Consider the following 23,799-nt stretch of genomic DNA (forward strand, 5'->3'; position numbering starts at 1 on the left):
CGCCAAATGCATTTCAGCGCCGGCGTATCTGTTAAATAGAGAGACTGATATGAACGCAAAAGCACCCTCACTCCCTGATGTTCGCATCGACAAAAGTGATTTCAAAGCTGCTGTTATCCGCCATCTTCACTGCACACTAGGCACCGACGAAAACAAAGCTAACAACCATGCCTGGTGGAAAGCAACCTGCGCCGCGATCCAGGAAAATGTTCTGGAAGGTCTGCGCCGCACGCAAAAAACCCATTACATGAATGACACCCGCGCGGTGCATTATTTTTCGGCCGAATTTTTGATGGGCCGGTTACTGTCTAATAATATGCAAAACTTTGGTTTGTATGACGTGGCGCAAGCCGGCCTCAAAGAGCTGGGCGTTGAGCTGACCGATGTTTTAGAAGAAGAACCCGATATGGCACTGGGTAATGGCGGTTTGGGCCGTCTGGCTGCCTGTTTTATCGATTCACTGGCGACCATGGAACTACCGGCCATTGGCTATGGCATCCATTATGAGCATGGTTTGTTTCGTCAGGAAATCAAAAGCGGTGCGCAAATTGAGCGGCCGGATAGCTGGCGTGACTACGGCAATCCGTGGGAAATTTGTCGCCCGGAATCGATTCAGGAAGTGTCGCTATTCGGCTATGTCGAAACCAAATACGGTGACAACGGCGGCATTCAAAAAGAATGGCACCCGGGAACCATCGTTAAAGGGGTACCATGGGATATTCCGGTGGTCGGCTACGGCGGTAAAACGGTCAATGTGCTGCGTTTATGGCAGTCAGAAGCCTCTGACTATTTCAACTGGGATGTATTTAATGCCGGCGGTTATGTGGATGCCCAGCGTGAAAATATCCAGGCAGAAACCATTTCCAAAGTACTGTATCCCAACGATGAAACCGAATCTGGCAAAGAGCTACGCCTGATCCAGCAGTATTTCTTCTGCTCATGTTCACTTAAAGACATTATTCGTCGCTACAAGCGCGCCCATGGGGATGACTGGAGCCGCTTTGCCGAGCAGGTGGTGATCCAGCTAAACGACACCCACCCTGCCATCGCCATTCCCGAATTGATGCGCATTCTGGTCGACCGTGCTCAGCTAGACTGGGATTCTGCCTGGGCCATCAGCACTAAGGTGTTTGCTTATACCAACCACACATTGTTGCCAGAGGCACTGGAAAAATGGCCGGCCCGCATGCTGGAAAAAATTCTGCCGCGGCACTTAGAAATCATCTACGAAATTAACCATCGCTTCATGAACGAAGTTGACAAAAAGTGGCCGGGCGACAATGCCATGAAAGCCAAGTTGTCAATCATCGAAGAAGGCAATGAAAAGATGGTGCGCATGGGTCATCTGTCAGTGGTAGGTTCGTTCCGTGTCAATGGTGTGGCCGAACTGCATTCGCGCCTGGTGAAGGAAAATCTGTTCCCGGAATTTGATGCGCTTTGGCCAGAAAAACTGACCAATGTCACTAACGGAATCACCCCGCGTCGTTGGCTGAAAGCCTGTAATCCGTTGCTGTCTGACTTGGTGGATCAAAAAGTGGGTAACGACTGGCCACTGGATCTGAAAAAGCTGGAAGGGTTGGCCAAACACGCCACCAACAAAACTTTCCAGAAGCAGTTTATGCAGGTTAAGCAGCAAAACAAACAGATCCTGGCCGAGGAAATCAAGCAATCCACTGGCATCGAAGTGGATACCAACGCGATTTTTGATATCCAGATTAAGCGTTTGCACGAATACAAACGGCAGCATCTGAACCTGTTACACATCATGGCCTTGTATCGTCGTATTCTGGAAAACCCGGACTATGACATGCATCCACGGGTGTTTATTTTTGGTGCTAAAGCCGCGCCGGGCTACAAGCTGGCTAAAGACATTATCTTTGCCATCAATAAGATTGCCGATAAGGTGAACAACGATCCGCGGGTGGGCAATAAGCTCAAAGTGGTCTTTTTACCGAACTATCGGGTGTCACTGGCTGAGAAGATGATCCCGGCCTGCGATGTGTCTGAGCAAATCAGTACAGCCGGTAAAGAAGCCTCAGGTACCGGCAACATGAAGCTGGCACTAAACGGTGCGGTCACAGTAGGTACTCTGGATGGTGCTAATGTGGAAATTGCCGAGGAAGTGGGCGAGGAAAATATCTTTATTTTCGGCCTGACGGTAGAAGAGGTGAACGACCTGAAAGCCAAAGGGTATAATCCAAAAGATTATTACTATCAGGATCCTGAGATCAAAGCAGTACTGGACTGGCTGGAGACCGATTACTTCACACCAGGCAAACCGGGTGCGCTGGTATCCATTAAGCAAAGCCTGCTGGATCAGGGCGACCCCTTCTTTGTACTGGCTGACTTTAGAGCGTATTCAGATGCCCAACTGGCGGTGGATGAAGCCTATCGCGACAAAACCCGCTGGGCGGAGATGGCAATCATCAATACAGCCAAGATGGGTAAGTTTACTTCCGACCGGTCTATCCAGGATTATGTGGATCGGGTATGGAAACTCAACAGTTGCCCGGTAGAGCAGCAAAAAATCTCCTAGTCTGAAAGACTTAAAAAGCCGCTGTAAAAAGCGGCTTTTTTTTGGTCTTTTTTTCATCACCCATGCGTACCAAGACATTATAAGAATAATTAAATTTTTGTTATTTTTACGGTAGGAACGCATCATGGATAAACGGTTCAGCACTATCGCCCTGGCGGTAATCGCCACCGGCTTAATCAGTCATTTCTCCAGCCTGGCCACCGGCGGCGCATACTACGCCGGCGCAACGGTTCAGGATCCTCAGGCCAGCCAACAGCAAGATCCAGAGCCGCTTCTGGATCCTAAAGAAGGCCAGCAAGCCTGGGAAAAGGAAAAACAGGATGTTGAACAAAAAGCCATGGACGCTGAACAACAAGTGGTTGCCGAACAACGGGCCCAGGCCGAGGCGCGTAAACAGCAGTGGCGCAAAGAGCAACAAAAAGCCGATGAAGTTTGGCAGGACAAGCAGCCAGAACACAAGCAGTACTCAGACACTATGACGGCTGAAGATATGGATAACGCTGCGCACAGCGACGCAATAAGCCATGTCAGTGACCCGCCCGAAGAGCCTCTGGACGATTCCATGGATAGCGTGGATGACTCTATGGATTCCATGGATAGCATGGATGATTCAATGGATACGATGGACGACTCTATGGATACCATGGATGACTCTATGGACACCGTGAATGATTCAATGGATACCATGGACGACTCTATGGATGACTCAATGGACACTATGGATGACTCGATGGACACCATGGACGACTCGATGGATAGCATGGATGACCCCATAGACGAAGAGTCAAAACACAAAGCCATGGAAGAAGAGGCCCTCAAAGAAAAAGCTCGGCAGGAAAAAGACAAAGAAGCCATTATCGACCAGGCTCAGCATGATGCGCTGGGCAACGATTACGGCCAGGACTAACCGGTTTTAGGACTGACCCCAATAAAACCGCCGCCAGCGTTGTAATCTGGCGGCTTGTTGGCAAATCACAGCCCCCAATGTAATCAGGCACACGGCGATAAGTACCGCATTGGTCAAAGGGCTGTGCCCGGCAAAAAATAAGGCACCGGCAGAGATGACCGGGGTGGCAAAGCTGCAGGAAGCCAACAGCCCCGGATTGGCGCCTTTCATGCCAGCATCCCACAGGTAAAATGCTCCGCCAATAGGGCCAAGCCCTAACAGCAACATCGCCAGCCAGCCGGAACCATCAGTCGGCCAGAAAGTTTCTTCAATGCCAAGATGCATTGCCCAGGCCAGCCCGGCCACCAGCAACGCCACCCAGCCAATGTGTAACGGACTGCTGGCGGTACGGGATAAAAACCACGAGTAACCAGCCCAAATCAGCGCACACAGTAATGCCAGCACATAGCCGGTCACATACGCTGGCTCAATGCTCAGCGCCTGGCCGCCGGTCACCGGCACCGCAGCACCGGCCAGGCCACACAGGCCACCGGTGAGGGCATAGCGCCGCAACCCTGGAGCGGCAATCAAAATGCCCAGTAACAGGGGCCACAGATAGCCAATCAGGCTAACCTGCATTGCCGGGGCATACCGGATGGCAAAAAAATAACAAGCATGAAACCCGAACAGGCAGCCGGCATGCACCAGCCAGTGGGCAAGGGGCAGCGGTTGCGGCCAGCTCGGCTTGCGGCCTTGCACCATTTGGCTGACCAGCATGAGTGCAAAGGCGATGGCAAAACATACCGCCAGTAATTGAAAAGGCGGCACCTGCCGGGTGTACACTGTCAATACGGCCAACAAACCCCACATCATAATCGCTATTAGCCCCAGTCCGGTCGCCATGGTTTTTTCCCTGATCACACTAAAGCCTTGACCATAGCGAAGCGAGGCACCCATGTCTGTGCTAAACAGACGGAGTTGTTGGCTGTTAGGATTCAGCCGGCTGGCAGTGGCTGAGTTTATTGCGTTGCGAAAAATATTTTGGCGAACGACCAAAAAAAGCATGAAAGCGGCGGCTGAAGGCTGACACATCCCGGTAGCCTACCTCCAAGGCCACCAGAGTGACCGGCATGTCGGTCTGGCGCAACAAAGCCTGAGCTTTCTGCATGCGCACTTGTCGGATAAATGTGCCCACGCTCATATGCAGAGTTTGCCGAAATAATTGTTTGAACTGGGTGGCACTTAGACAGGCAATCTCACAAAGCCGTTCGGTGGTGAGCTCTTGATCCGGATGGCGCTGGATATATTCTGTAGCCGCCCTAATGCCGCGATGCGGGATCAGACTGACCGGTTGCTGCTCCAGCAATTGTTTAAACAAGCCCACCATCTGTTGCAAGGTGGCAGTGGGGCAACATTGATGCAGCTGTGTTTCAACAAACTGTAAATAAGCCTGCACCGCAGGTGCCAGCCTGAAAACCGGGCAGGGTAGCTGGATTAGATTGGTGGGGATGCTGGCCAGGTCGGCCACCACAAACCGGGCTTGCTCGTGCGCATGAAACTGATGCAGGGTGCCAGGCACAATGAGCACCGCCTCGCCCACACCCACCTGGCCGCGAAAATTTGGCAGCTTGATATTAATCACGCCATTAAGCGGCAACACCATCTGCACAAACGGGTGCTGATGCTCATCACGCTGGCGCGTGTAGGCGCGGATCGATAAGCTTTCCTGCATTGCCGGCAACTCCTGGGAATTACCCGTTTGACCAAAGGTGTGCATGTCTATTTTGCTAGCGGAAAATCCAGCCGGCAGCGTTAATACTGGCCTATACACATCCCTGCCAAAGAATAGTGAGCCATAAACCCTACTCTACGGTAGCCCGGTGGCGGCTGACAAGAAAAAAATGCCCCCGGGGAAGCGGGGGCATAAGAGCAGAATAATGGAGGTCGTTAGAAACTAAACGTCCGGCTGACGCTAGCCACGATACGCTGATCCGCGGTTGAACGATCCAATGTGGTATCTTCGGCCGCCACTTCAAAGTTAAAGCCCTGCCAGCTGGTTTGATACGCCACCCGGTAATGGACAAACGAGGTGTCATCTACATTCCAGGTCCATTGATCGCCGTCAAAGGAATTTGATACATCCACACTCAAGCGGATGGCATGGTTTTCTGCCAGGCTAAAAGTGTGCGCTACCATGCCCACAACGTGCTCGGCGTTAAACCCAAAATAGTCCCACGAATACCAGCCATTAAATTCAGTTAAACCATAATCAGAGGTGTAACCAAACTTGGCCCATAATTCAGGAAAGTTAAACGAGTCAGAAATGGAGCCGCCATAGTAAGTGTAATAAGCGATGCCATAATCAAAGGTCCAGTCTTTGTTTAACTGCTGAAATTTACCCACGTAAAAATCAACTTCCCGATTGGTCGGGCCGCCAAAATCCACATTAGATGTCCAGGCACCGGCGTACCAGCCGCTGTCTGCAGCATAATCCAGGCTGGCCTGTAAGGCGGGGTCATCCTGAGTTTGGCTAACGCCATTGAACATATAGTCGGTCGCCAGTGTGACGGTGCTCGACCAGTCTGCATACAATGCCGGGCTAAAGGCCAGAGTGCAACCGGCAAGGGTGGTTTTCAAATACTTCATAAACGCCTCCTAGTGAACCGAATCGATTTTTTCAAAGTCCAGAATGTTGTCTTTGGGTGAGCTGTCGATAGCTTTCACCCGGCCGAATTTGCTGTACAAAATGTAGCCTAAGCAACAGTAGAACAGGGCGATTACCAAAGCGCCGACCCATTGAATGCGTAAAAAATCGATTTTGAACAGCAAGGTTAATGCGCACAGCGAGAAAAAGTTAAAGGCCCAGTATTTCACTTTGCCCAAACGCTGTGACGACAGATTGAGGTTATCGGTGTATAGCCGAATCAAGGAATCCAGTGAATTGATGACAAACACGATGCCAACAAACACCATGGCGATATTGCGGATCCCCGAAGTATCCAGGCCGGCATCATGGTAGTGATACAGCACGCCAAACCACATCGCGATGGGGATAGACGGGAAGATCAGCATCGCGGCCAGCACCTGATACGTTTTCAGGCCACCCACAAAGCGTGAGGTAAACTGGCCAATCATGATGCTCCAGGCAAACCACCAGAAAAGATAAAATGCGTGGTAATCATTTATCGGGAACAAGAAATGCTGAATGTTGGCAAAATACCCACCTAACAAAGTGGTGGCAGCCATATACTCCTTCATGTCGCTGTCGCCCCATAGGAAAGCACTGCCCCACATAAAGAAAATCAGAGCAATAAACATCCAGGTGGTCGACACACTCAATATGCGTACATATTTGAGGTCGGTACTGCTGTAGACCGCAAAGCCGATCGCCGCGGCGACAATGACATAAAACAGTGGGGTGATGGTTTCTCCATCGCCCAGAGAGGGCAGATACCAGGGCAGGTTAGACAGCAGCAAAAAGGCGGTGAAAGCACAAGTGCCGATGATCACGACATTATTGATTAATTTTACCAGCGGGATTTCAAAAAACTTCACCCGAGGTTCAATGATGCAAAAATAAAAGCAGGTTAAAAAATAAAAGGACCAAATGAAAAAGCCCCAAAACCCGAATTCAATCGCCAGTGGATTGGTAAAACTGTATTCGGGATTTTCACCGGTATTGGCATAGCCGCCAAATTCGGTCAGCGGGAACATGATCAGTCCCACATCCAGACCAGAGGTGAAAAGAATAGAGATAAATGTCAGAGTTTTGACCGGCGTAACGCCGACCATTCGCACATTCCCCCACTTCGCCACGATAAACACAATGGCAGCAAGGGTAAGTGCGATCCCGGCACTTAACCACATCAACATAGTTGTCTCCTGTTGTTTTAATTAATTCGCTTGTGAGGACAAGCGCCAGGGGCCAGAGGGCCCCTGGATTTAAGAACCGCCCAAGGTGCGGCTGCGCTGTGTTGATTCCCAGTTTTGTTCTTCAACAACAGCAACATTTTCGGTAGGCAGTAAGGCCTTGCCCAGAATATGGTCAGCAGCTTTTTCAGCGACCATGATGGTTGGGGCATTCAAGTTCCCGTTCGGGATAGTGGGGAAGATGGAAGAGTCGACCACATGCAAATTGGCGATGCCGTGCACTTCGGTGCGCGAGTTCACCACGGCCATGTCGTCTTCGCCCATTTTACACGAGCAGGATGGGTGGTAGGCGCTTTCCACTGCGCTACGCACAAAGGCATCAATCTGCTCATCGGTTTCTACATCTTCACCTGGCTGGATTTCAGCGCCGCGGTATTTATCAAACGCCGGCTGGTTGATGATTTCGCGGGTCAGGCGCACGCAGGCACGAAAGCCTTCGATATCATCCTGATGCTGCAGATAGTTAAACTGAATCGCCGGTGCGTCATCCGGGTTACTGCTCTTGGCACGCACAAACCCGCGGCTGCGCGGTTTGTTATGCCCAATGTGAACCTGAAAGCCATCGCCATCAAAGGCACTTTTGCCGTCGTAACGGATCGCCGCCGGCAAAAAGTGATACTGCAGATCCGGCCATTCGACGCCTGCTTTAGAGCGGATAAAGCCGCAGGATTCAAAGTGGTTGGTAGCCCCCAGGCCTGATTTAAACAACAACCAGCGCGCGCCAATCATGCCTTTAGACACCAGGCCCAGCTCACGGTTGAGACTGACCGGCTCGGTGCAACGAAACTGAAAATAAAATTCCAGATGGTCCTGCAGGTTTTCACCCACGCCGGGTAACTCGTGCACACATTTAATACCCGCATCGGCCAGATGCTGTTTGTTGCCAATCCCGGATAACTGCAACAAATGCGGTGAGCCAATGGAGCCGGCACTTAAAATCACTTTTTTGCTGGCTTTGGCTTCTACCATGTCATCTTTGTGCTGATAGCGCACGCCGGATGCGGTTTTGCCGTCCAGCAACACCTTGTGCACAGTAGCATGGGTGACAATGGTCAGGTTATCGCGGTCTTTAACTGGGTCCAGATAAGCGCGGGCAGCAGAGCAGCGCTGACCGTCTTTAACGGTCATGTGCATTGGGCCAAAGCCTTCCTGCTGCGCGCCATTGTAATCAAACGTTTCGGCGTAGCCGGCCTGTTTACCGGCTTCGATAAAGGTTTTGTACAACGGGTTTTCCATCTCATTACCGTTGTTCACCCCTAACGGGCCGTCGCCGCCACGGTATTCATCACCGCCTAAGTACCATTCTTCGGCGCGTTTGAAGTAAGGCAGGCAGTGCTGGTAATTCCAGTCTTTAGCGCCGTATTCTTCCCATTCATCAAAGTCCCTGGCGTGGCCTCGCACATACACCATACCGTTGATAGACGATGAGCCGCCTAACACCTTGCCCCGTGGGCAGTGCATTTTGCGCTTATCCAGATAGGGTTCTTCTTCAGTGTAAAACTGCCAGGCGTATTTTTCGGTGTTCATCGGGATGGACAGGGCAGTGGGCATCTGAATGAAGATGCTTTTATCACTGCCGCCCGTTTCCACCAGTAACACCTTGTTGCCGGCATCTGCCGACAACCGATTAGCCAGTACACAGCCGGCAGAGCCGGCGCCAACTACAATATAATCGTAGGTTTCCATGAGGCCTCCTTAGAACGGGCTTTCCAGCTCCACCATGCCCATATACACCGATTTTGTCTGGGTGTAGTTATTTAATGTTTCGATACCATTTTCACGACCGATACCGGACAATTTGTAACCGCCAACCGGCATTTCTGCCGGCGATGCGCCCCAGCTGTTCACCCAGCAGATGCCGGCTTGCAGCTGGTGGATAACCCGGTGCGCACGAGTGACATTCTGCGTCATCACACCGGCCGCCAGGCCCAGTGGGGTGTTATTGGCACGCGCAATCACTTCGTCTTCGTCACTAAAGGTCAGCACGCTCATCACCGGGCCAAAAATTTCTTCTTTGACGATGGTCATGTCATCGGTGCAATCGGTGAAGATAGTGGGGGCAACAAAGTAACCGTTCTCGGCGCCCTCAGGCTGCAGCGTGGTGCCGCCGGTGACCAGGGTGGCGCCTTCGGCTTTGCCTTTTTCGATATAGTCCATCACCAGCTTTTGATGGTCCCTGGAGATCATGGCCCCTAAATTGACTTTCGGGTCCAGCGGGTCGCCAGCGATGATATTGTTGTTGGTGCGCTCGGTCAGCTCCTGCATAAACTGCTCATACACGTCCTGATGCACAAATACCCGGGTGCAGTTAGTGCACACTTCGCCCTGAGTAAAAAAGTTGCCCAGCATGGCAGCAGACACAGCCTGGCTGATATCCGCATCGTCAAACACAATCAGAGGCGATTTGCCGCCCAGTTCCATGGTCACATCTTTTAAGGTAGAAGCCGACGACTCCATCACTTTGCGGCCTGTGCCGACTTCGCCGGTAAACGAGACCTTTTCAATCTCTGGGTGCTGGGTGAGCCACTGGCCTACATCGCCGGCGCCAAACACAACATTAAATACGCCCGCCGGTACGCCGGCCTCAATAAAGATCTTGGCCAGTTCCAGCGCCCCGCGTGGGGTTTCTTCAGACGGCTTGAAAATCATCGCGTTGCCGGCCGCCAGCGCAGGGGCAGATTTCCAGCAGGCGATTTGCAGCGGGTAGTTCCAGGCGCCGATTCCGGCACAGATACCCAGCGGCTCTTTGCGGGTATAGTAAAAATCACCACCCAGGTCCTGCTGCTGGCCAACCTGCGTAGGCGCCAGCGCAGCAAAAAATTCGATTACATCGGCACCGGTCACCACATCAACGGCTTCGGCTTCCTGCATCGGCTTGCCGGTGTCCAGCACTTCAATTTTAGCCAGCTCATCATTTTTTTCATGCAACAAGGCAACAGCTTTGTGCAAAATGCGCGAGCGTGCCATGGCCGGTGTAGCGGACCATTGTTTAAACGCGGCTTTGGCGCTTTTTATGGCTTCTTGCTGAATATGTTCATCGGCCACTTCCACCTCGTATAGGGTTTCGCCGGTAGCAGGATTGATTACTTCAAAGGTCTCGCCTGACTGGTTCGCCATCGCGGCACCATTGATAAAATTCTGCAAGCGCGGGATGCTCATTTTTTCACTCCGTTTGTCAAAGTCTGTGTGTGATGTGTTGCTACCTGGTATCACCTAAAAGATAGCAGGCGTAAGCCGCCGTGTATGAGGTCAGGTCCGTTGACAGGAAATAATGAGAAATCCGTTATTTGACGACAAAGTATGCAATTCAGCTTATTTATACTAAAGAATAATAGGCTTTGGCTCAAAGGAGGTTGCACAGATTTCATGAACGGCGGGTGTCCGTCTCTGCTTCTCATCGATAAAAATCGTCATTTCATCGTATGTTATGGTTTGATTTACGAGCAGTACAAAGACGTTACGGCAAGGGCGTCATTTCCGGCTATAGCCCTTATATTGCAGGCGTTATAGCGGTTTGAGTGAAAAGTGCGCGGGTAAAAAACAAGCACTTGAACAAGTGTTATCAAATCGCGCCAGGTTGCATTGCGGCTGACTTCTAGATATGGCACCGATGTTTGTGCAGGCCGGCGTTGAAAATCTGGCCAGCGGAACAGGTGTACCAGTGGTGTTATTTTGCACAAAGCTACTGACCAGCTTGGCATTTGCGCACGTATCTGAGGTAAACTAAAACGCAAGGTAATCAACATTATGAGTTCCATGCAGTCAGATTTATGTCAACAAGGTGATTTTTTACACCGTTCGCGCACCCAGCCTGAGCAATTTACCACCCCCCTTGCGTTTTCGCTGGATAATGGTGTGCAGGTGGCCATTCATCATGCCGGGATCATTGAATTTACCCCGGCGTCGGTCAGCGGCGACACCAAAAGTATAGTGTTGTCGTGTGGCGTGCATGGTAATGAAACCGCCCCGATAGAGTTGTGTGATGCCTGGGTGGCGCAGTTTTTAACCGGTCGGCTGAGGCCTGTCCATCGGGTACTATTTTTGTTTGGCAACTTGCCGGCGATGGACCAGGCGCAGCGGTTTGTAGAAGAAAATATGAACCGGCTGTTTAGCGGTGCCCACGCAGATCCTGACCAGCCTACTAACCAAGAACGTCAGCGGGCGGCGCAATTAGAGCAGGCCGTGAGCCAGTTTTTTGCCAGTGCCCATGGCCCGCGGTTGCATTATGATTTGCATACTGCCATCCGCGAGTCAAAAAATGAAAAATTTGCGGTGTACCCGTATCTGCACGGGCATCCCAGAAGCGAAGAGCAGATTATCTTCTTGGCCGATTGTGGCGTAAAAACCATTCTCTTATCGCAAAGCCCCACCACCACATTTAGTTATTACTCCAGTCATGAACACCAGGCCCATGCATTTACGGTGGAGCTGGGCAAAGTGCGACCCTTTGGACAAAATGATATGCAGCGCTTTGAAGATGCCCGACAAACTCTTGAGGCATTGATGACGCAAACAGACTACAGCCCACGCAGTCGCTTAGAAGAAGTCGAAATCTTCACGGTCAATCAGGTGGTGCTTAAACAGCAGGATGATTTTACCCTGCATTTTGCTGATGATACGCCAAACTTCACCGGCTTTAAGCAAGGTACCGTGCTGGCTAGCGAGACGGGCGCTCAGTATGTGGCAGAGCAGGATGGTGAAGCCATTGTGTTCCCCAATGCCGGAGTGGCCAAAGGCCAGCGGGCATTATTGACCGTGGTACCCACCACGCTGGACCAGGCCTGATGTTTAGCCTTGACCCGCGTCTGGAACAGGATACCTGGCTGGTGGGTGATTTGCCGGTCTGCCAGGTATTACTGATGAACGATAGCCAGTTTCCCTGGCTGATTTTAGTGCCCCGGCGCGCTGATGCGCGCGAAGTGTATCTGTTGGATGCGGAAGACCAGCATGCGGTATGGCAGGAATCAGCCTTATTGTGTAAGGCTCTGCAACATCTGTTTTCCCCCGAGAAACTGAATGTGGCAGCGCTGGGAAATGTGGTGGCGCAACTGCACATTCATCATGTCGCACGGTTTAGCCACGATTGTGCCTGGCCGGCACCCGTTTGGGGCCGCCAGCCAGCTATACCTTACACCCACGACCAGGCCCAGCAACTGCTGAGCGAGCTGCGTGCCCAATTACCGTTACAGGACAACTAACATGATACTAACCACCACCCCGGATGTTGAGGGACAACCCATCGAACAGTATCACGGTATTGTGATTGGAGAAGCCGTGATGGGGGCCAATGTGTTTAAAGACTTTTTTGCGTCTATCCGGGATATCGTCGGCGGCCGCTCCGGGGCCTACGAAGATGAGCTTACCAAAGCGCGCAAAATGGCCTTTGCCGAGCTGGAACAAGAGGCACGTAACATGGGGGCCAATGCGGTGGTAGGCATTGATATTGATTATGAGGTGATGGGTGAAAAGGGCAGCATGCTGATGGTCAGCATCAGTGGCACAGCGGTCACGGTAGCCGGGCATTAATCCCGGCTGCATTCCTGGCGATGAGCGCGCTTAATGATCGTATCTAACGAACGCACCTAACGCTCGCGATTAGCGATCCTCATCGTCATCATATTTACGCGGTTTGAAATCTGGCGGCACGCGAAATTTTTTGCTGGCTTTTAGCAGCATTAGGTTGCCGGCTATCAAACCGATAACCAGCGCAATGATCAGCAATACCCAAAACAGACTCATGCGCCTGCTCCTTGATTAAGCACATACTGTTGGTACAGCCCGGCCAGGTTATCGATCACCACCTGCTTGCCCGCCATGTCACTGGCTGCCAGGCAGTCGGCCAGTTGTGACAGCGAGCGCTGCTGTTCGTAATAACTGGCCGTGCTGCGATGGCTCAAATGCCACAATTCACAGGCCACCCCGCCGGTGTAGGTCAAAAACGGCCGGACAAAGCCAAACTGATGAGCGTGGCTGTCAAGCCAGCTGGCCAGGCGCGCACACGGGCCGTTATCGCGGTATTCGCTATCCACTAATTGCAACCGGTGATTTTGCTGCGCCACATTGCGGGCATCATACACATCCACATCGGTGCCCCAATGATGGCGGCTGCCTCCGGGCAGGGCCGACCAGGTCAGTATCGCGTGCATTTTTTCCGTATCACTAAGCCGGGCTGGATCCAGCGGCTGACCCTGGCTATTCAATAGTGGTAACTGGCCCTGCCATTTACGGTTCCAGATGGACAACTGGCGGTCGAAATCCCGGTAACTGCTGGCCAGCTGGCAATCCACGCCATCTTCGGCCGCGGCTGCCTGCATCGCCAGCCAGGGGCCGATGACTGCCTGGTGCATGCGATGGCCGTCACCGGCATCCACCAGGTCACTGTGGGCAACTCCCAGCCAGTCAGTGCTCACGCCAGCAGCCTTTTGAGCGTGTGGTAGTAGATGCGGCTTAAGGTTTCCAGATCCGCCATGCTGACATGTTCATCCACTTTGTGAATGGTGGCATTCACCGGGCCCAGCTCCACCACCTGCGCGCCGGTAGGGGCAATAAAGCGCCCGTCTGATGTACCACCGGCAGTAGACAATTCAGCCGGCTGGCCGTGGACATGAGTGATGGCATCCTGAGTGGCTTGCACCAGCTCGCCGCTGTCGGTTAAAAATGGCTGACCATTGAAGGTCCAGGTAATGTCGTAATCCAGCTCATGGCGGGTGAGTAATTCATTGACCCGGGTAATCAGCTGTTTGTCGGTGACCTCGGTAGAAAAGCGAAAGTTAAAACATACATGCATCTCGCCGGGGATCACATTGCCTGCACCGGTACCGGCATGCAGGTTGGAAATCTGAAAGCTGGTGGGCGGAAAATAGTCATTACCTTCATCCCAGTGGGTGTGGGCCAGCTCATCTAACGCAGCTGCAGCCTCATGCACCGGGTTGCGGGCCAGGTGCGGGTAGGCCACATGGCCCTGAACCCCTTTAATATGCAGATCACCGGTTAGCGAGCCACGCCGGCCATTTTTAACGATGTCGGCCACCCGCTCGGTACTGCTGGGCTCACCTACAATACACCAGTCGATTTTTTCGTTGCGTGCTTCTAAGGTGTCGATGACCCGGGTCGTGCCGTTGATAAACGGGCCTTCTTCATCGCTGGTGATCAAAAACGCAATGCTGCCGCGATGGTCGGGAAAATCTGCCACAAACTGCTCGGTGGCCACCAGCATGGCAGCCAGGCTGCCTTTCATGTCTGCGGCTCCGCGGCCGTGTAGGTTGCCATCAATTTCGGTGGCTACAAATGGCGGCGTCTGCCAGGCATCTTCCGGACCGCTGGGCACCACATCGGTATGACCGGCAAAACAAAATACCGGGCCGTCACTGCCGCGGCGTGCCCACAGGTTGGTGGTATCTTCAAACACCAGGGTTTCATTGGTAAACCCTACCGCGGCCAGACGCTCTTTCATCAGCTCCTGACAACCTGCATCCTCGGGGGTGACCGACTGACGGTTAATTAAATCTTTGGCTAGCGCAATAACATCATTCATTGGCAAACACATCCGCGTACTGATCAGGTTTAAACCCTATATGCAGTTGGTCGTCGTGCTGCAGAATAGGGCGCTTGATGATAGCCGGTTTTTCCAGCATCACAGTTAAGGCCTGCTCACGATCCATATTGGCTTTAGTTTCTTCATCCAACTGCCGGTAAGTGGTGCCGCGTTTATTGAGCATGGTTTCCCAGCTTAAGTGCTGCTCGGTTTGCTCCAGCCACTGACGGTTGATGCCGTCTTTACGATAATCGTGGAACTGATAGTCCACAGCATGCTGCTCAAGCCATTTTTTAGCTTTACGAATGGTGTCACACTGGCTGATGCCATAGAGGGTTGTTTGCATGGGTTATGTCCAAAGTTTTTTCAAAAGTGTATCTGGTCGGTGAGCGCGATGCAAAAGGTACACAAAGGGTGCAACCTTTACAGATCCCGCCTTAACAAAACCGGTCCGGGCCACCTTGTCAGAGGAGGTACAGCCCACGTGAATACTGCTGTGATCAGGTACAGTTTATTAGCGGCATGGGATCTGCTTTACCAGTGGTCCGTTTAGTCTGTGACAGGCTAATTGAACCATCGACACCCTATTAAGGAGATACTATGGCTATTGTAAAAACTGCTTCTGCACATTATCAACCGCTAGGTAAAGACGGGCAGGGCCATGTAAGCCTGGCCAGTGGTGCGTTATCAGATCAACCTTATGGGTTTAATACCCGCTTTGAAGACAAAGCCGGTACTAATCCTGAAGAGATGGTGGCCGGTGCCCACGCCAGCTGCTATGCCATGGCCTTATCATTTGCACTGGCTGATGCTGGTTACGAAAGTGGTGAGCTGAAAGTCGATGCAGCAGTGACCCTGGAAAAAGACGGTGACGGTTTTACGATCACCCAATCCGCGCTGACGTTAAACGCCAAAGTGTCTGGCATTGATGAAGACAAATTTGCCGGCATTGCGCAGGACGCCAAGCAAAATTGCCCAATCTCCAAACTGCTTAAAGCCGACATCACCCTGGATTACACCTTTTCCAATTAATTGCCGGCAGGCAGAGTGACCGAAAATAGAGTATCTTCCACAGCCAGGCACTGCCTGGCTGAACTGACATTAAGTTTGCTGATGTTCAGCAAATTGGTCAGTGCCACCAGCGCCAGCGCTTCTGTATGTTGTTTTATCAGCGCCAGATTAAAGCTGAGCAATACCTGTCCCTGAGCAATCTGCTGACCCTTGCGTACCTTAGCCACACAGCCTTGCGTATGTAAGGCATGAGTGTCCACCCCAACACGTAATAGCACCACTAATCCATTCGTAGCCTTTAACTGAACAGAGTGGTTGAGTACATCGACCGCCACTACAGTACCTGATAGCGGCGCGAACAATTGATTGCCGGTGACGGTCATCACCGCACTGGCCGGGTACAAAGTTGTGGCCACAAAGGCGCTGGTCGAAGCTTGCGGCTGGCCGGACACCGGTGCAGGAATATGCAGGAGGGGTGGGTTTTTAGCCACGATCGCTAAGATCCAATGTCACCTTATACCCAGCCTGCCGCAATGCGGCCATCGCCATGTCCAGTTTATTGTCTTTTACTAAAAAGAAATCGGTATCAAAGGTAGAAACAATAAAAATGCTGACTTTTGCCTGAGCCAAAACCTGGCCGATACGGGCCATAATCCCTACCATGGATAATTCCAGCGGGCCAAGTAATTCAAGGGCTCGCCAGTGGGTGTCGGTTTCTTCTGAGGGCACTGTTACGGTATCGGGAACCACAATCGAAAGTTGATCTTCTGTTTTTCCAATAAAAAAGATCTCGCAACTAAATACTGCTGCCGGGATCGTGCTATCAGCAGCCAGGCTGTGGATTGTAAACTGCTGTGGCAGCACAGCCAGAGTCTGAACGGTCATTGTTCAATTTCACCTTGCGTCTATTCTGTGTGCATTAAATCACTATCATCTGCAAAGTGCCACGTGTTATCCACGCTTTCTGTGGATAACCTTGTTGAGTAGTTTGGGGCTTGATTGTAAGTTATTGATATTAAATGATTAAAAATATTGTTCAAAAATCGCTCAGTGGATAACGTGCGGTTACTCACAAGCATTTATGGCCAGCTGTGTCTAGCACCATATCAAAAAAATAATCGAATAAGGGCAAAAAAAAGCGAATTGATATTGTTGACATCGGACCAGAGAACCGGTTGTAGTGAGCCTCAGATGCCGAAAATATCAGCGATCCCGTGAGCGCTTGCCCGGCGTCGGCATAGCTATTTCAGCGTGCTGGTTGCCGAGGTAAAAATTCGTTTTTTTTATAAATAAGTATTTAATAGGCAAATTGAGCGAAACTGCATAAAACTGGTACATTATTGCATCTGATACATTCACCAGGGACTTTGATTTGATTGCACCATTGAATATCTATGCCGGCCCTGCCGCGATGGGCACCTTACAGCAAGATGGCTTTCAGCCGGCATTGTTCGATTATTTTCTTGGCGCCTCAGGCGGGCCTAAGTGGTTTGTGCTGACCGGGTTGGATCGGGTGGTGTTTCCGGAGTTTTTTGCCCGACGCGAAGGCCAGATGCAAATTATCGGTTCTTCAGCCGGGGCGTTTCGGGCAGCCTGCGTGGCTCAGCAGGATCCGCTGGCGGCGATCAATCGTCTGGCCAGTGCGTATGCCAATACAGTGTATTCGGCCAAACCCACCGCGGGTGAAATTACTCACAAAGCCAGAGAGTTGCTTGGCTATATGTTAGGCGAGCAGGGGGCAGAGCACATTGTGGCTAATCCCGCGCATAAGGTTCATTTGATCACCGCGCGCTGTCATGGCCTTACCGCCGCGCGGGGGAAGCTGGGCCAACTGACCGGCCTGGCCACCAGTGCCGCTGCTAACCGGCTAAGCCGTAAGTATTTGGGCCGCAGCTTCACCCGCACGGTATTTGGCGCACCCGGCGGCAACCTGGCGATTACCGATCCATATGGCTTGCATACCGAACATGTGGACCTCACAGCAGACAATGTACACGATGCCTTGCTGGCCTCCGGCTCAATACCGCTGGTGTTAGAAGGGGTGGCCAACATTGCCGGCGCGCCGGCCGGGGTCTATCGGGACGGCGGGATCATTGATTACCATTTTGATCTGCAATTCGGCCCGCACCAGGGCCTTATTCTGTATCCGCATTTTTATCCCCGGCCGGTCACCGGCTGGTTTGATAAAAACAATCAGCGCCGCCTGGTGCATCAGGGCAGTTACGACAATGTGGTGATGCTGGTGCCTTCAGCCTCCTTTGTAGAAAAACTGCCGTTTGGCAAAATCCCTGATCGCAAGGATTTTGAAACCATGGCACCGCAGCAGCGTATCCCCTATTGGGAGCAGGTCATCAGTGAGTCTGACCGTCTTGGTGAGTATTTTATGCAACAAGTAGCGTCAGGCGCCATTATGGATGAGCTGCAACCGCTGCCATTTGACTGTTTTTAATCCAGGCTGCTCACATAGCAGCCAAACAGTTCATTTTTTTGAAAATTTGCTTGCTTGCTGCCACAGCCGCCGTTATTATACGCGCCATCTTAACGCAGCAATGCTGCGCCAAAGCTCTCGCATTTTGCGTCTATAGCTCAGTTGGTTAGAGCGCTACCTTGACATGGTAGAGGTCCCCTGTTCGAGTCAGGGTAGACGCACCACTTTCTCGTTTTCTCCCAATCTTTTCTAGTCTAAAGCCACATTCTTATGCGTGGTGATTAACCGTATTCTATTTAGCTAAGCCAGTGTGAAAATCATCGTGGGCGGTTTGCTCGTGCATAGCACTGGCCACACCCAAATGATGCGGCCAGATACCCGGCCGGTTACAGCTTAAAGGCGTTGGTTAATTCATTCAGCGCCGCTGCCAGACGGGCCAGTTCATCAGCTGAGGCATTAGTTTGCGCAGCACCTGAGGCGGTTGAGCTGGACAGATCTTTCACTCGAACCAAATTTTGATCCACAATTCGTGAGACTTCTGCCTGTTGCTCTGACGCGTCGGCTATCGAGGCATTACGGTTTTGGATCTCTGCCACAGCGGCTTCAATATCGGCCAGCGCCAGTTCGGCATCTTTGGCCATTTTCAGGGTTTCCCCGGCGCGTTCCACACTTTGCTGCATCGTTGAAACCGACTCGGCGGACGAGCTATTAATAGCGCTGACCAAGTCTTCAATTTCGCTGGTAGACTGCTGAGTGCGCTTAGCCAGTGCGCGCACTTCGTCAGCCACCACAGAAAATCCGCGGCCTGATTCGCCTGCCCGCGCCGCCTCGATGGCCGCGTTTAAGGCCAGCAAGTTGGTTTGCTCAGCAATATCACGGATCACCTGCAACACCTTGGTAATTTCATTAACCTTTTTGGCCAGGGTGGTGACCTTGCCTGACGACGTGGTCATCTCTTCCGTCAGCTTTTCGATAGCCAGTTCGGTTTGCTGCACCTGCTGGCCGCCCTGGCGGGCTTTTTCATTGGCCAGATCAGAAGACTGTGAAGCTTGATGTGCATCAGAAGCAACCGCCTCAATGGCGGCGGTGAGCTGTGTGATGGCTGACGCGGCTTGTTCAACCTGTTCATTCTGCCCGCGAATATGAGACGTTGAATCATTGGTCACCGAGCTCAGTTCTTCGGAAGTGGTGGCCAGCTGCTCAGATGACTGTACGATGGCAAATATAGATTCACGCAGGCTTTGCTGTGTGCGCTCCAACTGCGTTAACAAGGCCGTGATTTCATCATTGCCTTCCGGGCGAATGACAGCGGTAAGATCCTTACGCGAGATCTGCTCAGCCACCGCCAGGGCTTTACGAATCGGCGGCACAATGCTTTGAGTGAACAACACAGACAATAAGGCCACCAGCGCCACCGTGCAGCCAATGGCAACAATAATGGCGGTAGTCGCTGTACGGCTGACCTCCTCGGCGGTGACCGTCGCCAGGTCAACCTTTTTGGCCTGATATTTCAGATAAGCATCCAGCGCCCGCGAAATCTCACCGGTTAAAGGTAACTGTTCGTCGCGGCGCAATTGCTTGGCCTGCTGTTCAGCACCACGCTGGATCAACGCCAGATAATCGTCGTGCAACGCCCAGTAGCGCTCGTCCAGTTGCTGATAATTGTCCAGTAACTGCTGGGCTTCATCACTTTCCACCAAAGTCTGTAATTTGCGTTGGTTAACCTGCAAAATTTGTTTGGCGTCGGCCAGGCGTTGCAAATAGCGCTGACGATCAGCATCGGTGGTAGCGGCCTCTACGTTAGCGGTGTGCACACGTACCCGCAAAAACTGGCGGTCGATACTGTTCACCAGCTCGGTGCTGGGAATGCGCTGCTGGGTCACATAATCCAACTGGTCGTTCAGCTTGCCCATTTCGTTAAGCGCGTACACGCCAAGGCATAATACAATGAGCCCGATCGCTCCAAAAGCCAGCGCGGAGCGAACACCTAAAGAAAAACGTCGAAGAAAGTGCACCATGTGAAATCCTTAGCAGGGATGGAAGGTTAGCCGTACTAAAGCCTGAAAAATATGGGTTTAGGCGGGCAATAGTATCATTACTTTTCCGGGTATTTTCTGGTATACGTTTTTTGGCTAACCGTAATGACCTGAAAAAGCGCAAGCATATCTTACAACAGAAAGATTTTTGTACAAGCTGGTGTCGAGGTTTCTTACAGATGAACGAAAAACCACAGGGAATAAGGATTGCAGGATGAGAATGCTAAAGGCATGAAAATTAGTTAATTTTTTCCAAAAAAGTCGGCGGGTGTTGATTTGTTTTTAAAGTATGACGATAGCAATTTGGGTGTTACTTAATATACCATTTGGGCGATCAGTATCTTTTGGCCTGGCTCGTTTGCCTAATTCCGCTGATGCTGGCGTACACCTGCCACCCAGGTTTCAGCAATGGCGCGATCATCACCCAGCATGCTCATAGCAAACAGCATATCGCCGGCCGAGGCACTGTCGGCCATACGCGCCTGAGTTAGCTCATCAAAGCCGGGTTCCAGTACCACAAAGTCGGCGTGGCTGCCTGGATTGAGGTTACCAATAGTATCGGTAAGCCCGTACGCTGCGGCGGCGCCCTGAGTCATCATATAAAAACCCTGGTAGGCTGACAGGCTTTGCTGTTGTAGCTGAGCTACTTTGTATGCTTCACCATAGGTGTTAAGCATATTAAAGGTGGTGCCGGCGCCCACATCGGAGGCCAAGACCACATTTGCATTGGCCTGGCGGGCTTTTTCAAAATTAAACAAGCCACTGCCTAAAAAGGTATTGGAAGTGGGGCAGCAGGCGGCGGTGGCACCGCGCTCAGCCAGCTGGTGCCATTCTTCATCGGTAAGATGAATGCAATGGCCAAATACCGAGCGCGCACGCACCATGTGGTAAGCATCGTACACATCCAGGTAGCCATTGTGCTCCGGGTACAATGATTTTACCCATTCAATCTCGTCCATGTTTTCAGACAAATGGGTTTGCACAAACACATCCGGGTAGTGCTGAGCCAGTTCACCTAATGCCTGCATTTGTGCCTGGCTGCTGGTAGGTGCGAAGCGCGGCGTCAGCGCATACAGGTTACGCCCGCGCTGGTGCCAGGTATCAATCAGCCGGGCACTGTCTTGCTGGGCCGAGTCTGCAGTATCCTGCAACCACGGGGGGCAGTTGCGATCCATGCACACTTTGCCAGCCACCACTGCCATATTAATATCGCTGGCTGCATTGAACAGACTGTCGATGGCATGGGCATGTACAGTGCCAAATACCAGCCCGGTGGTGGTGCCGTGCTTTAACAGTTGGCGTAAAAATACCGCCGATAAGGCATTGGCATAGTCTGGATCAGAAAACTTATGCTCGGTGGGAAAGGTGTAGCTTTCTAGCCAGTGCAGTAATTGCTTACCATAACGGGCAATCATTTCGGTTTGCGGATAGTGCAGATGGCTGTCGATAAATCCTGGCAGGATCCAGTTGCCGCGATGATCATGGATTTGGGCGTCGGGGTACTCAGGGTGCAGATCAGCATAATTGCCCACGGCCACGATTTGCTCGTCGCTAATCACCAGCGCGCCATCTGCAAAGGTTTGCAGGGCGTCATCCGGGGTGACGGTAGACTCGGGAAAATGCGCAATACTGGCGCGAAATAGCTGGCGGTGGGACACTTACAACCTCAAAAAACGCAAAAACTCCAAAAATCAGCACAGGGCCGGCAAGCACAGCATAGGCGTTTGCTGCGGGAGTTTACAGCGCAACAGGGCGGTTGTGCAAGCCGCTCTGGCGTCAACCGGTCAGCTCAAAGGCCAGCCGTTGCCGCATATGGGCGTATTCAATCTCGGCTGCGGCGGCGGTTTCCTGTGCGGTAGGATTTTCAATGCGATGCGACAATTCGGCGATGATGGCATCCAGCGAGCGGTCAGCCTGGCGGGTAATAAAGATAAAGCCATGCTTTTTCATGTAGGCATGATTAAGTTCTTTAAGCACCTGGGTACTGGTGTCATCGACGTGGGTAAAATCCCGGGCGCTGATCAGGGCCCGGGCAGCAAACGCTTCGCGATAGTCGCAGGGGGACAGAGTCTGCCAGTGGTACGTGGCAGCCTCAAAAAGTTCATCTGTCGACGGGTAAGGGCGGTGCTCGACCATCTGGCAAATCCAGTTTCGCGCCGGGCAAATCTGGCTGAACCATTCAGTCGCCCCCGCCACCGACAGGCGGTTAAGTTTATCCAGTGTCATAGCTACAGGCCTGTGCCTTGTTCAACAAAATCAGTGATGCACTAAGTATAATTCAGGCTGGCCGGAACAGTAGGAAATTTGCAGCGCAATGGGTATGATACCGGCCAGAATTATGACCGCAATCCACAGCAGTGAGTGACGTAAGCGATGCACAAGCCGACCAGTGCGCTTCCGGTAGGCGAAAAAAACCGGGCAATCATCTTACAGGCGGCTGAGCACATATTTGCTCAGCATGGGTTTAAAGGCGCAGCGGTACAGCAGATTGCTGACAAAGCCGGCCTGCCCAAAACCAATGTGCTGTATTATTTTAAATCCAAAAAAGCTTTGTATCTGGCGATTTTAAAACGCACCTTGAGCCTGTGGAACTCCCGCTTCGATAAGGCTACCGCCACCGATGACCCGGCGATCACGCTGGCCGAATACATCAGTGAAAAAATGGCGATGTCCCGCACCCACCCGCGACTGTCGCGCATCTTCGCCATGGAAATCATCAATGGGGCACCCAATCTGGATGATTATTTTACCCAGGAACATGTCAGCTGGATGGCAGGCCGGGTGGCCATCATTGAGGCCTGGATTGCTGAAGGCAAAATGCAGCCCACTGACCCACATTATCTGTTGTATACCATCTGGGCCAGCACCCAGCATTATGCCGATTTTGCTACGCAAATCCTGCGCCTGCGGGGCACGGCAATGAATGCTGCTGAATTTGAACAAGCCACCCGCAACCTGATCCAGCTGGTGCTGACTGGCTGTGGTTTATCCGTGCCAGCAAAATATCAATAGGGGGATCCCCTTATTTTTGCCGATTTTTTATTGCCATAATGGCCTTCGCGGGTCATGATAAAGTATGGTGTATTTCTAATATACAAGATGCATCGCTGCGATATTTGTATGTGACCGGCAATACACCTGCAACAACCTGGGGTTTCATAAGCAATAGGAGTCAACATATGTTGAAGCGTGTTGCAGCTCTGTTATGCCTGGCAGTGATGCTGAGCGGGTGTTCAAAGCTGAACAAAGAAAACTATGAAAAACTAGAAATGGGAATGTCTCAGGATGAGGTGGAGAAAGTACTGGGCGAAGCAGATAGCTGTAGCAAGTCACTGGGTACAGTGAGCTGTATCTGGGGCAGTGAAGATGATAAACATATTCAGATTATGTTTATGTCAAACAAAGCCGTTACGTTCTCGTACGAAGGATTGTAATAAC

24 protein-coding genes and 1 tRNA gene are annotated in these 23,799 nt (G+C 51.8%); 10 read left to right on the forward strand and 15 right to left on the reverse strand.

The genetic code is table 11. The features are described from left to right. Positions 1–49: 49 nt before the first annotated feature. A complete protein-coding gene (locus tag ACTUJZ_RS00840; RefSeq protein ID WP_463634370.1) occupies positions 50–2,536 on the forward strand; it encodes a glycogen/starch/alpha-glucan phosphorylase in 2,487 nt (828 codons plus the stop codon). A 124-nt stretch (positions 2,537–2,660) separates the two neighbouring features. Continuing rightward, positions 2,661–3,443: a hypothetical protein gene (locus ACTUJZ_RS00845; protein WP_463634371.1), complete on the forward strand. Its 783-nt coding sequence runs from the start codon at positions 2,661–2,663 to the stop codon at positions 3,441–3,443. A 6-nt stretch (positions 3,444–3,449) separates the two neighbouring features. Here ACTUJZ_RS00845 and ACTUJZ_RS00850 read toward each other — a convergent pair whose 3' ends face one another. The 6 genes from ACTUJZ_RS00850 to betB form a co-directional block, all read right to left on the reverse strand. Next, positions 3,450–4,325 carry a DMT family transporter gene (locus ACTUJZ_RS00850; protein WP_463634372.1) on the reverse strand — a complete coding sequence of 292 codons (876 nt, stop codon included), beginning with the start codon at positions 4,323–4,325 and terminating at the stop codon, positions 3,450–3,452. An 85-nt stretch (positions 4,326–4,410) separates the two neighbouring features. Beyond that, positions 4,411–5,199, reverse strand: a complete 789-nt coding sequence (locus ACTUJZ_RS00855; RefSeq protein ID WP_463634373.1) for a helix-turn-helix domain-containing protein — start codon at positions 5,197–5,199, stop codon at positions 4,411–4,413. 170 nt (positions 5,200–5,369) lie between these two features. Beyond that, positions 5,370–6,068: a TorF family putative porin gene (locus tag ACTUJZ_RS00860; RefSeq protein WP_463634374.1), complete on the reverse strand. Its 699-nt coding sequence runs from the start codon at positions 6,066–6,068 to the stop codon at positions 5,370–5,372. Between the two features lie 9 nt (positions 6,069–6,077). After that, positions 6,078–7,295, reverse strand: coding sequence for a BCCT family transporter (locus ACTUJZ_RS00865; RefSeq protein WP_463634375.1), 1,218 nt, complete (start codon positions 7,293–7,295; stop codon positions 6,078–6,080). Positions 7,296–7,364: 69 nt separating this feature from the next. Next, positions 7,365–9,038, reverse strand: a complete 1,674-nt coding sequence (betA, locus tag ACTUJZ_RS00870) for a choline dehydrogenase (RefSeq protein ID WP_463634376.1) — start codon at positions 9,036–9,038, stop codon at positions 7,365–7,367. A gap of 9 nt (positions 9,039–9,047) precedes the next feature. Next, complete coding sequence (betB, locus tag ACTUJZ_RS00875; RefSeq protein WP_463634377.1) at positions 9,048–10,511, reverse strand: betaine-aldehyde dehydrogenase; 1,464 nt, start codon at positions 10,509–10,511, stop codon at positions 9,048–9,050. 588 nt (positions 10,512–11,099) lie between these two features. Here betB and astE point away from each other — a divergent pair. From astE to ACTUJZ_RS00890, 3 genes are read left to right on the forward strand one after another with little or no spacing between them, the layout of a single operon-like run. Further along, a complete protein-coding gene (gene astE / locus ACTUJZ_RS00880; RefSeq protein ID WP_463634378.1) occupies positions 11,100–12,137 on the forward strand; it encodes a succinylglutamate desuccinylase in 1,038 nt (345 codons plus the stop codon). Next, positions 12,137–12,550 (forward strand): HIT domain-containing protein, encoded by a 414-nt coding sequence (locus tag ACTUJZ_RS00885; protein WP_463634379.1) that lies wholly within the window; start codon positions 12,137–12,139, stop codon positions 12,548–12,550. The genes astE and ACTUJZ_RS00885 overlap by 1 nt, the downstream gene beginning before the upstream one ends. Before the next feature lies 1 nt (position 12,551). Beyond that, entirely contained in the window at positions 12,552–12,878 is a 327-nt protein-coding gene (locus ACTUJZ_RS00890) for a heavy metal-binding domain-containing protein (RefSeq protein ID WP_463634380.1), read from the forward strand. A gap of 69 nt (positions 12,879–12,947) precedes the next feature. Here the strand turns inward: ACTUJZ_RS00890 and ACTUJZ_RS00895 are convergent, their stop codons facing one another. The 4 genes from ACTUJZ_RS00895 to ACTUJZ_RS00910 are packed head-to-tail and all read right to left on the reverse strand — an operon-like array spanning position 12,948 to position 15,232. Beyond that, positions 12,948–13,091 (reverse strand): DUF2897 family protein, encoded by a 144-nt coding sequence (locus ACTUJZ_RS00895; RefSeq protein ID WP_463634381.1) that lies wholly within the window; start codon positions 13,089–13,091, stop codon positions 12,948–12,950. After that, positions 13,088–13,762, reverse strand: coding sequence for a M15 family metallopeptidase (locus ACTUJZ_RS00900; RefSeq protein ID WP_463634382.1), 675 nt, complete (start codon positions 13,760–13,762; stop codon positions 13,088–13,090). Before ACTUJZ_RS00900 ends, ACTUJZ_RS00895 begins: the two co-directional genes overlap by 4 nt. After that, positions 13,759–14,886 carry a succinyl-diaminopimelate desuccinylase gene (gene dapE, locus ACTUJZ_RS00905; RefSeq protein ID WP_463634383.1) on the reverse strand — a complete coding sequence of 376 codons (1,128 nt, stop codon included), beginning with the start codon at positions 14,884–14,886 and terminating at the stop codon, positions 13,759–13,761. Before dapE ends, ACTUJZ_RS00900 begins: the two co-directional genes overlap by 4 nt. Then, on the reverse strand, positions 14,879–15,232 hold the full coding sequence (locus tag ACTUJZ_RS00910; RefSeq protein WP_463634384.1) for an ArsC family reductase: 354 nt from the start codon (positions 15,230–15,232) through the stop codon (positions 14,879–14,881). The genes dapE and ACTUJZ_RS00910 overlap by 8 nt, the downstream gene beginning before the upstream one ends. A 254-nt stretch (positions 15,233–15,486) precedes the next feature. On the opposite strand from ACTUJZ_RS00910, the gene ACTUJZ_RS00915 reads away from it, so the two are divergent. Beyond that, on the forward strand, positions 15,487–15,918 hold the full coding sequence (locus ACTUJZ_RS00915) for an OsmC family protein (protein ID WP_463634385.1): 432 nt from the start codon (positions 15,487–15,489) through the stop codon (positions 15,916–15,918). Here the strand turns inward: ACTUJZ_RS00915 and ACTUJZ_RS00920 are convergent. Both ACTUJZ_RS00920 and ACTUJZ_RS00925 read right to left on the reverse strand, forming a co-directional pair. Next, entirely contained in the window at positions 15,915–16,388 is a 474-nt protein-coding gene (locus ACTUJZ_RS00920; RefSeq protein ID WP_463634386.1) for a PTS glucose transporter subunit IIA, read from the reverse strand. The two genes, ACTUJZ_RS00915 and ACTUJZ_RS00920, sit on opposite strands and share 4 nt — an antisense overlap. Beyond that, positions 16,381–16,782: an ACT domain-containing protein gene (locus ACTUJZ_RS00925; RefSeq protein ID WP_463634387.1), complete on the reverse strand. Its 402-nt coding sequence runs from the start codon at positions 16,780–16,782 to the stop codon at positions 16,381–16,383. The genes ACTUJZ_RS00920 and ACTUJZ_RS00925 overlap by 8 nt, the downstream gene beginning before the upstream one ends. A gap of 490 nt (positions 16,783–17,272) precedes the next feature. Between ACTUJZ_RS00925 and ACTUJZ_RS00930 the strand changes: the two genes are divergently transcribed. Together ACTUJZ_RS00930 and ACTUJZ_RS00935 are read left to right on the forward strand one after the other, a co-directional pair. Then, complete coding sequence (locus ACTUJZ_RS00930) at positions 17,273–18,346, forward strand: patatin-like phospholipase family protein (protein ID WP_463635217.1); 1,074 nt, start codon at positions 17,273–17,275, stop codon at positions 18,344–18,346. 126 nt (positions 18,347–18,472) lie between these two features. Beyond that, positions 18,473–18,549 (forward strand) — tRNA-Val (locus ACTUJZ_RS00935). A gap of 162 nt (positions 18,550–18,711) precedes the next feature. On the opposite strand, the gene ACTUJZ_RS00940 is transcribed toward ACTUJZ_RS00935, so the two are convergent. The 3 genes from ACTUJZ_RS00940 to ACTUJZ_RS00950 all read right to left on the reverse strand — a co-directional run bounded on the left by ACTUJZ_RS00940 (position 18,712) and on the right by ACTUJZ_RS00950 (position 22,587). After that, positions 18,712–20,343, reverse strand: a complete 1,632-nt coding sequence (locus ACTUJZ_RS00940; RefSeq protein WP_463634388.1) for a methyl-accepting chemotaxis protein — start codon at positions 20,341–20,343, stop codon at positions 18,712–18,714. Between the two features lie 380 nt (positions 20,344–20,723). Then, positions 20,724–22,019, reverse strand: a complete 1,296-nt coding sequence (guaD, locus tag ACTUJZ_RS00945) for a guanine deaminase (protein WP_463634389.1) — start codon at positions 22,017–22,019, stop codon at positions 20,724–20,726. Between the two features lie 118 nt (positions 22,020–22,137). Continuing rightward, positions 22,138–22,587, reverse strand: coding sequence for a 2-oxo-4-hydroxy-4-carboxy-5-ureidoimidazoline decarboxylase (locus ACTUJZ_RS00950; RefSeq protein WP_463634390.1), 450 nt, complete (start codon positions 22,585–22,587; stop codon positions 22,138–22,140). Positions 22,588–22,734: 147 nt separating this feature from the next. Between ACTUJZ_RS00950 and ACTUJZ_RS00955 the strand changes: the two genes are divergently transcribed. Both ACTUJZ_RS00955 and ACTUJZ_RS00960 read left to right on the forward strand, forming a co-directional pair. Next, the gene (locus ACTUJZ_RS00955) at positions 22,735–23,373 is read left to right on the forward strand and encodes a TetR family transcriptional regulator C-terminal domain-containing protein (protein WP_463634391.1); all 639 of its coding nucleotides are present in this window, start codon (positions 22,735–22,737) and stop codon (positions 23,371–23,373) included. Positions 23,374–23,540: 167 nt separating this feature from the next. After that, positions 23,541–23,795: a DUF3862 domain-containing protein gene (locus tag ACTUJZ_RS00960; protein ID WP_463634392.1), complete on the forward strand. Its 255-nt coding sequence runs from the start codon at positions 23,541–23,543 to the stop codon at positions 23,793–23,795. Positions 23,796–23,799 lie beyond the last annotated feature (4 nt).

Source organism: Alteromonas sp. WD8-37 (genome assembly GCF_055326825.1).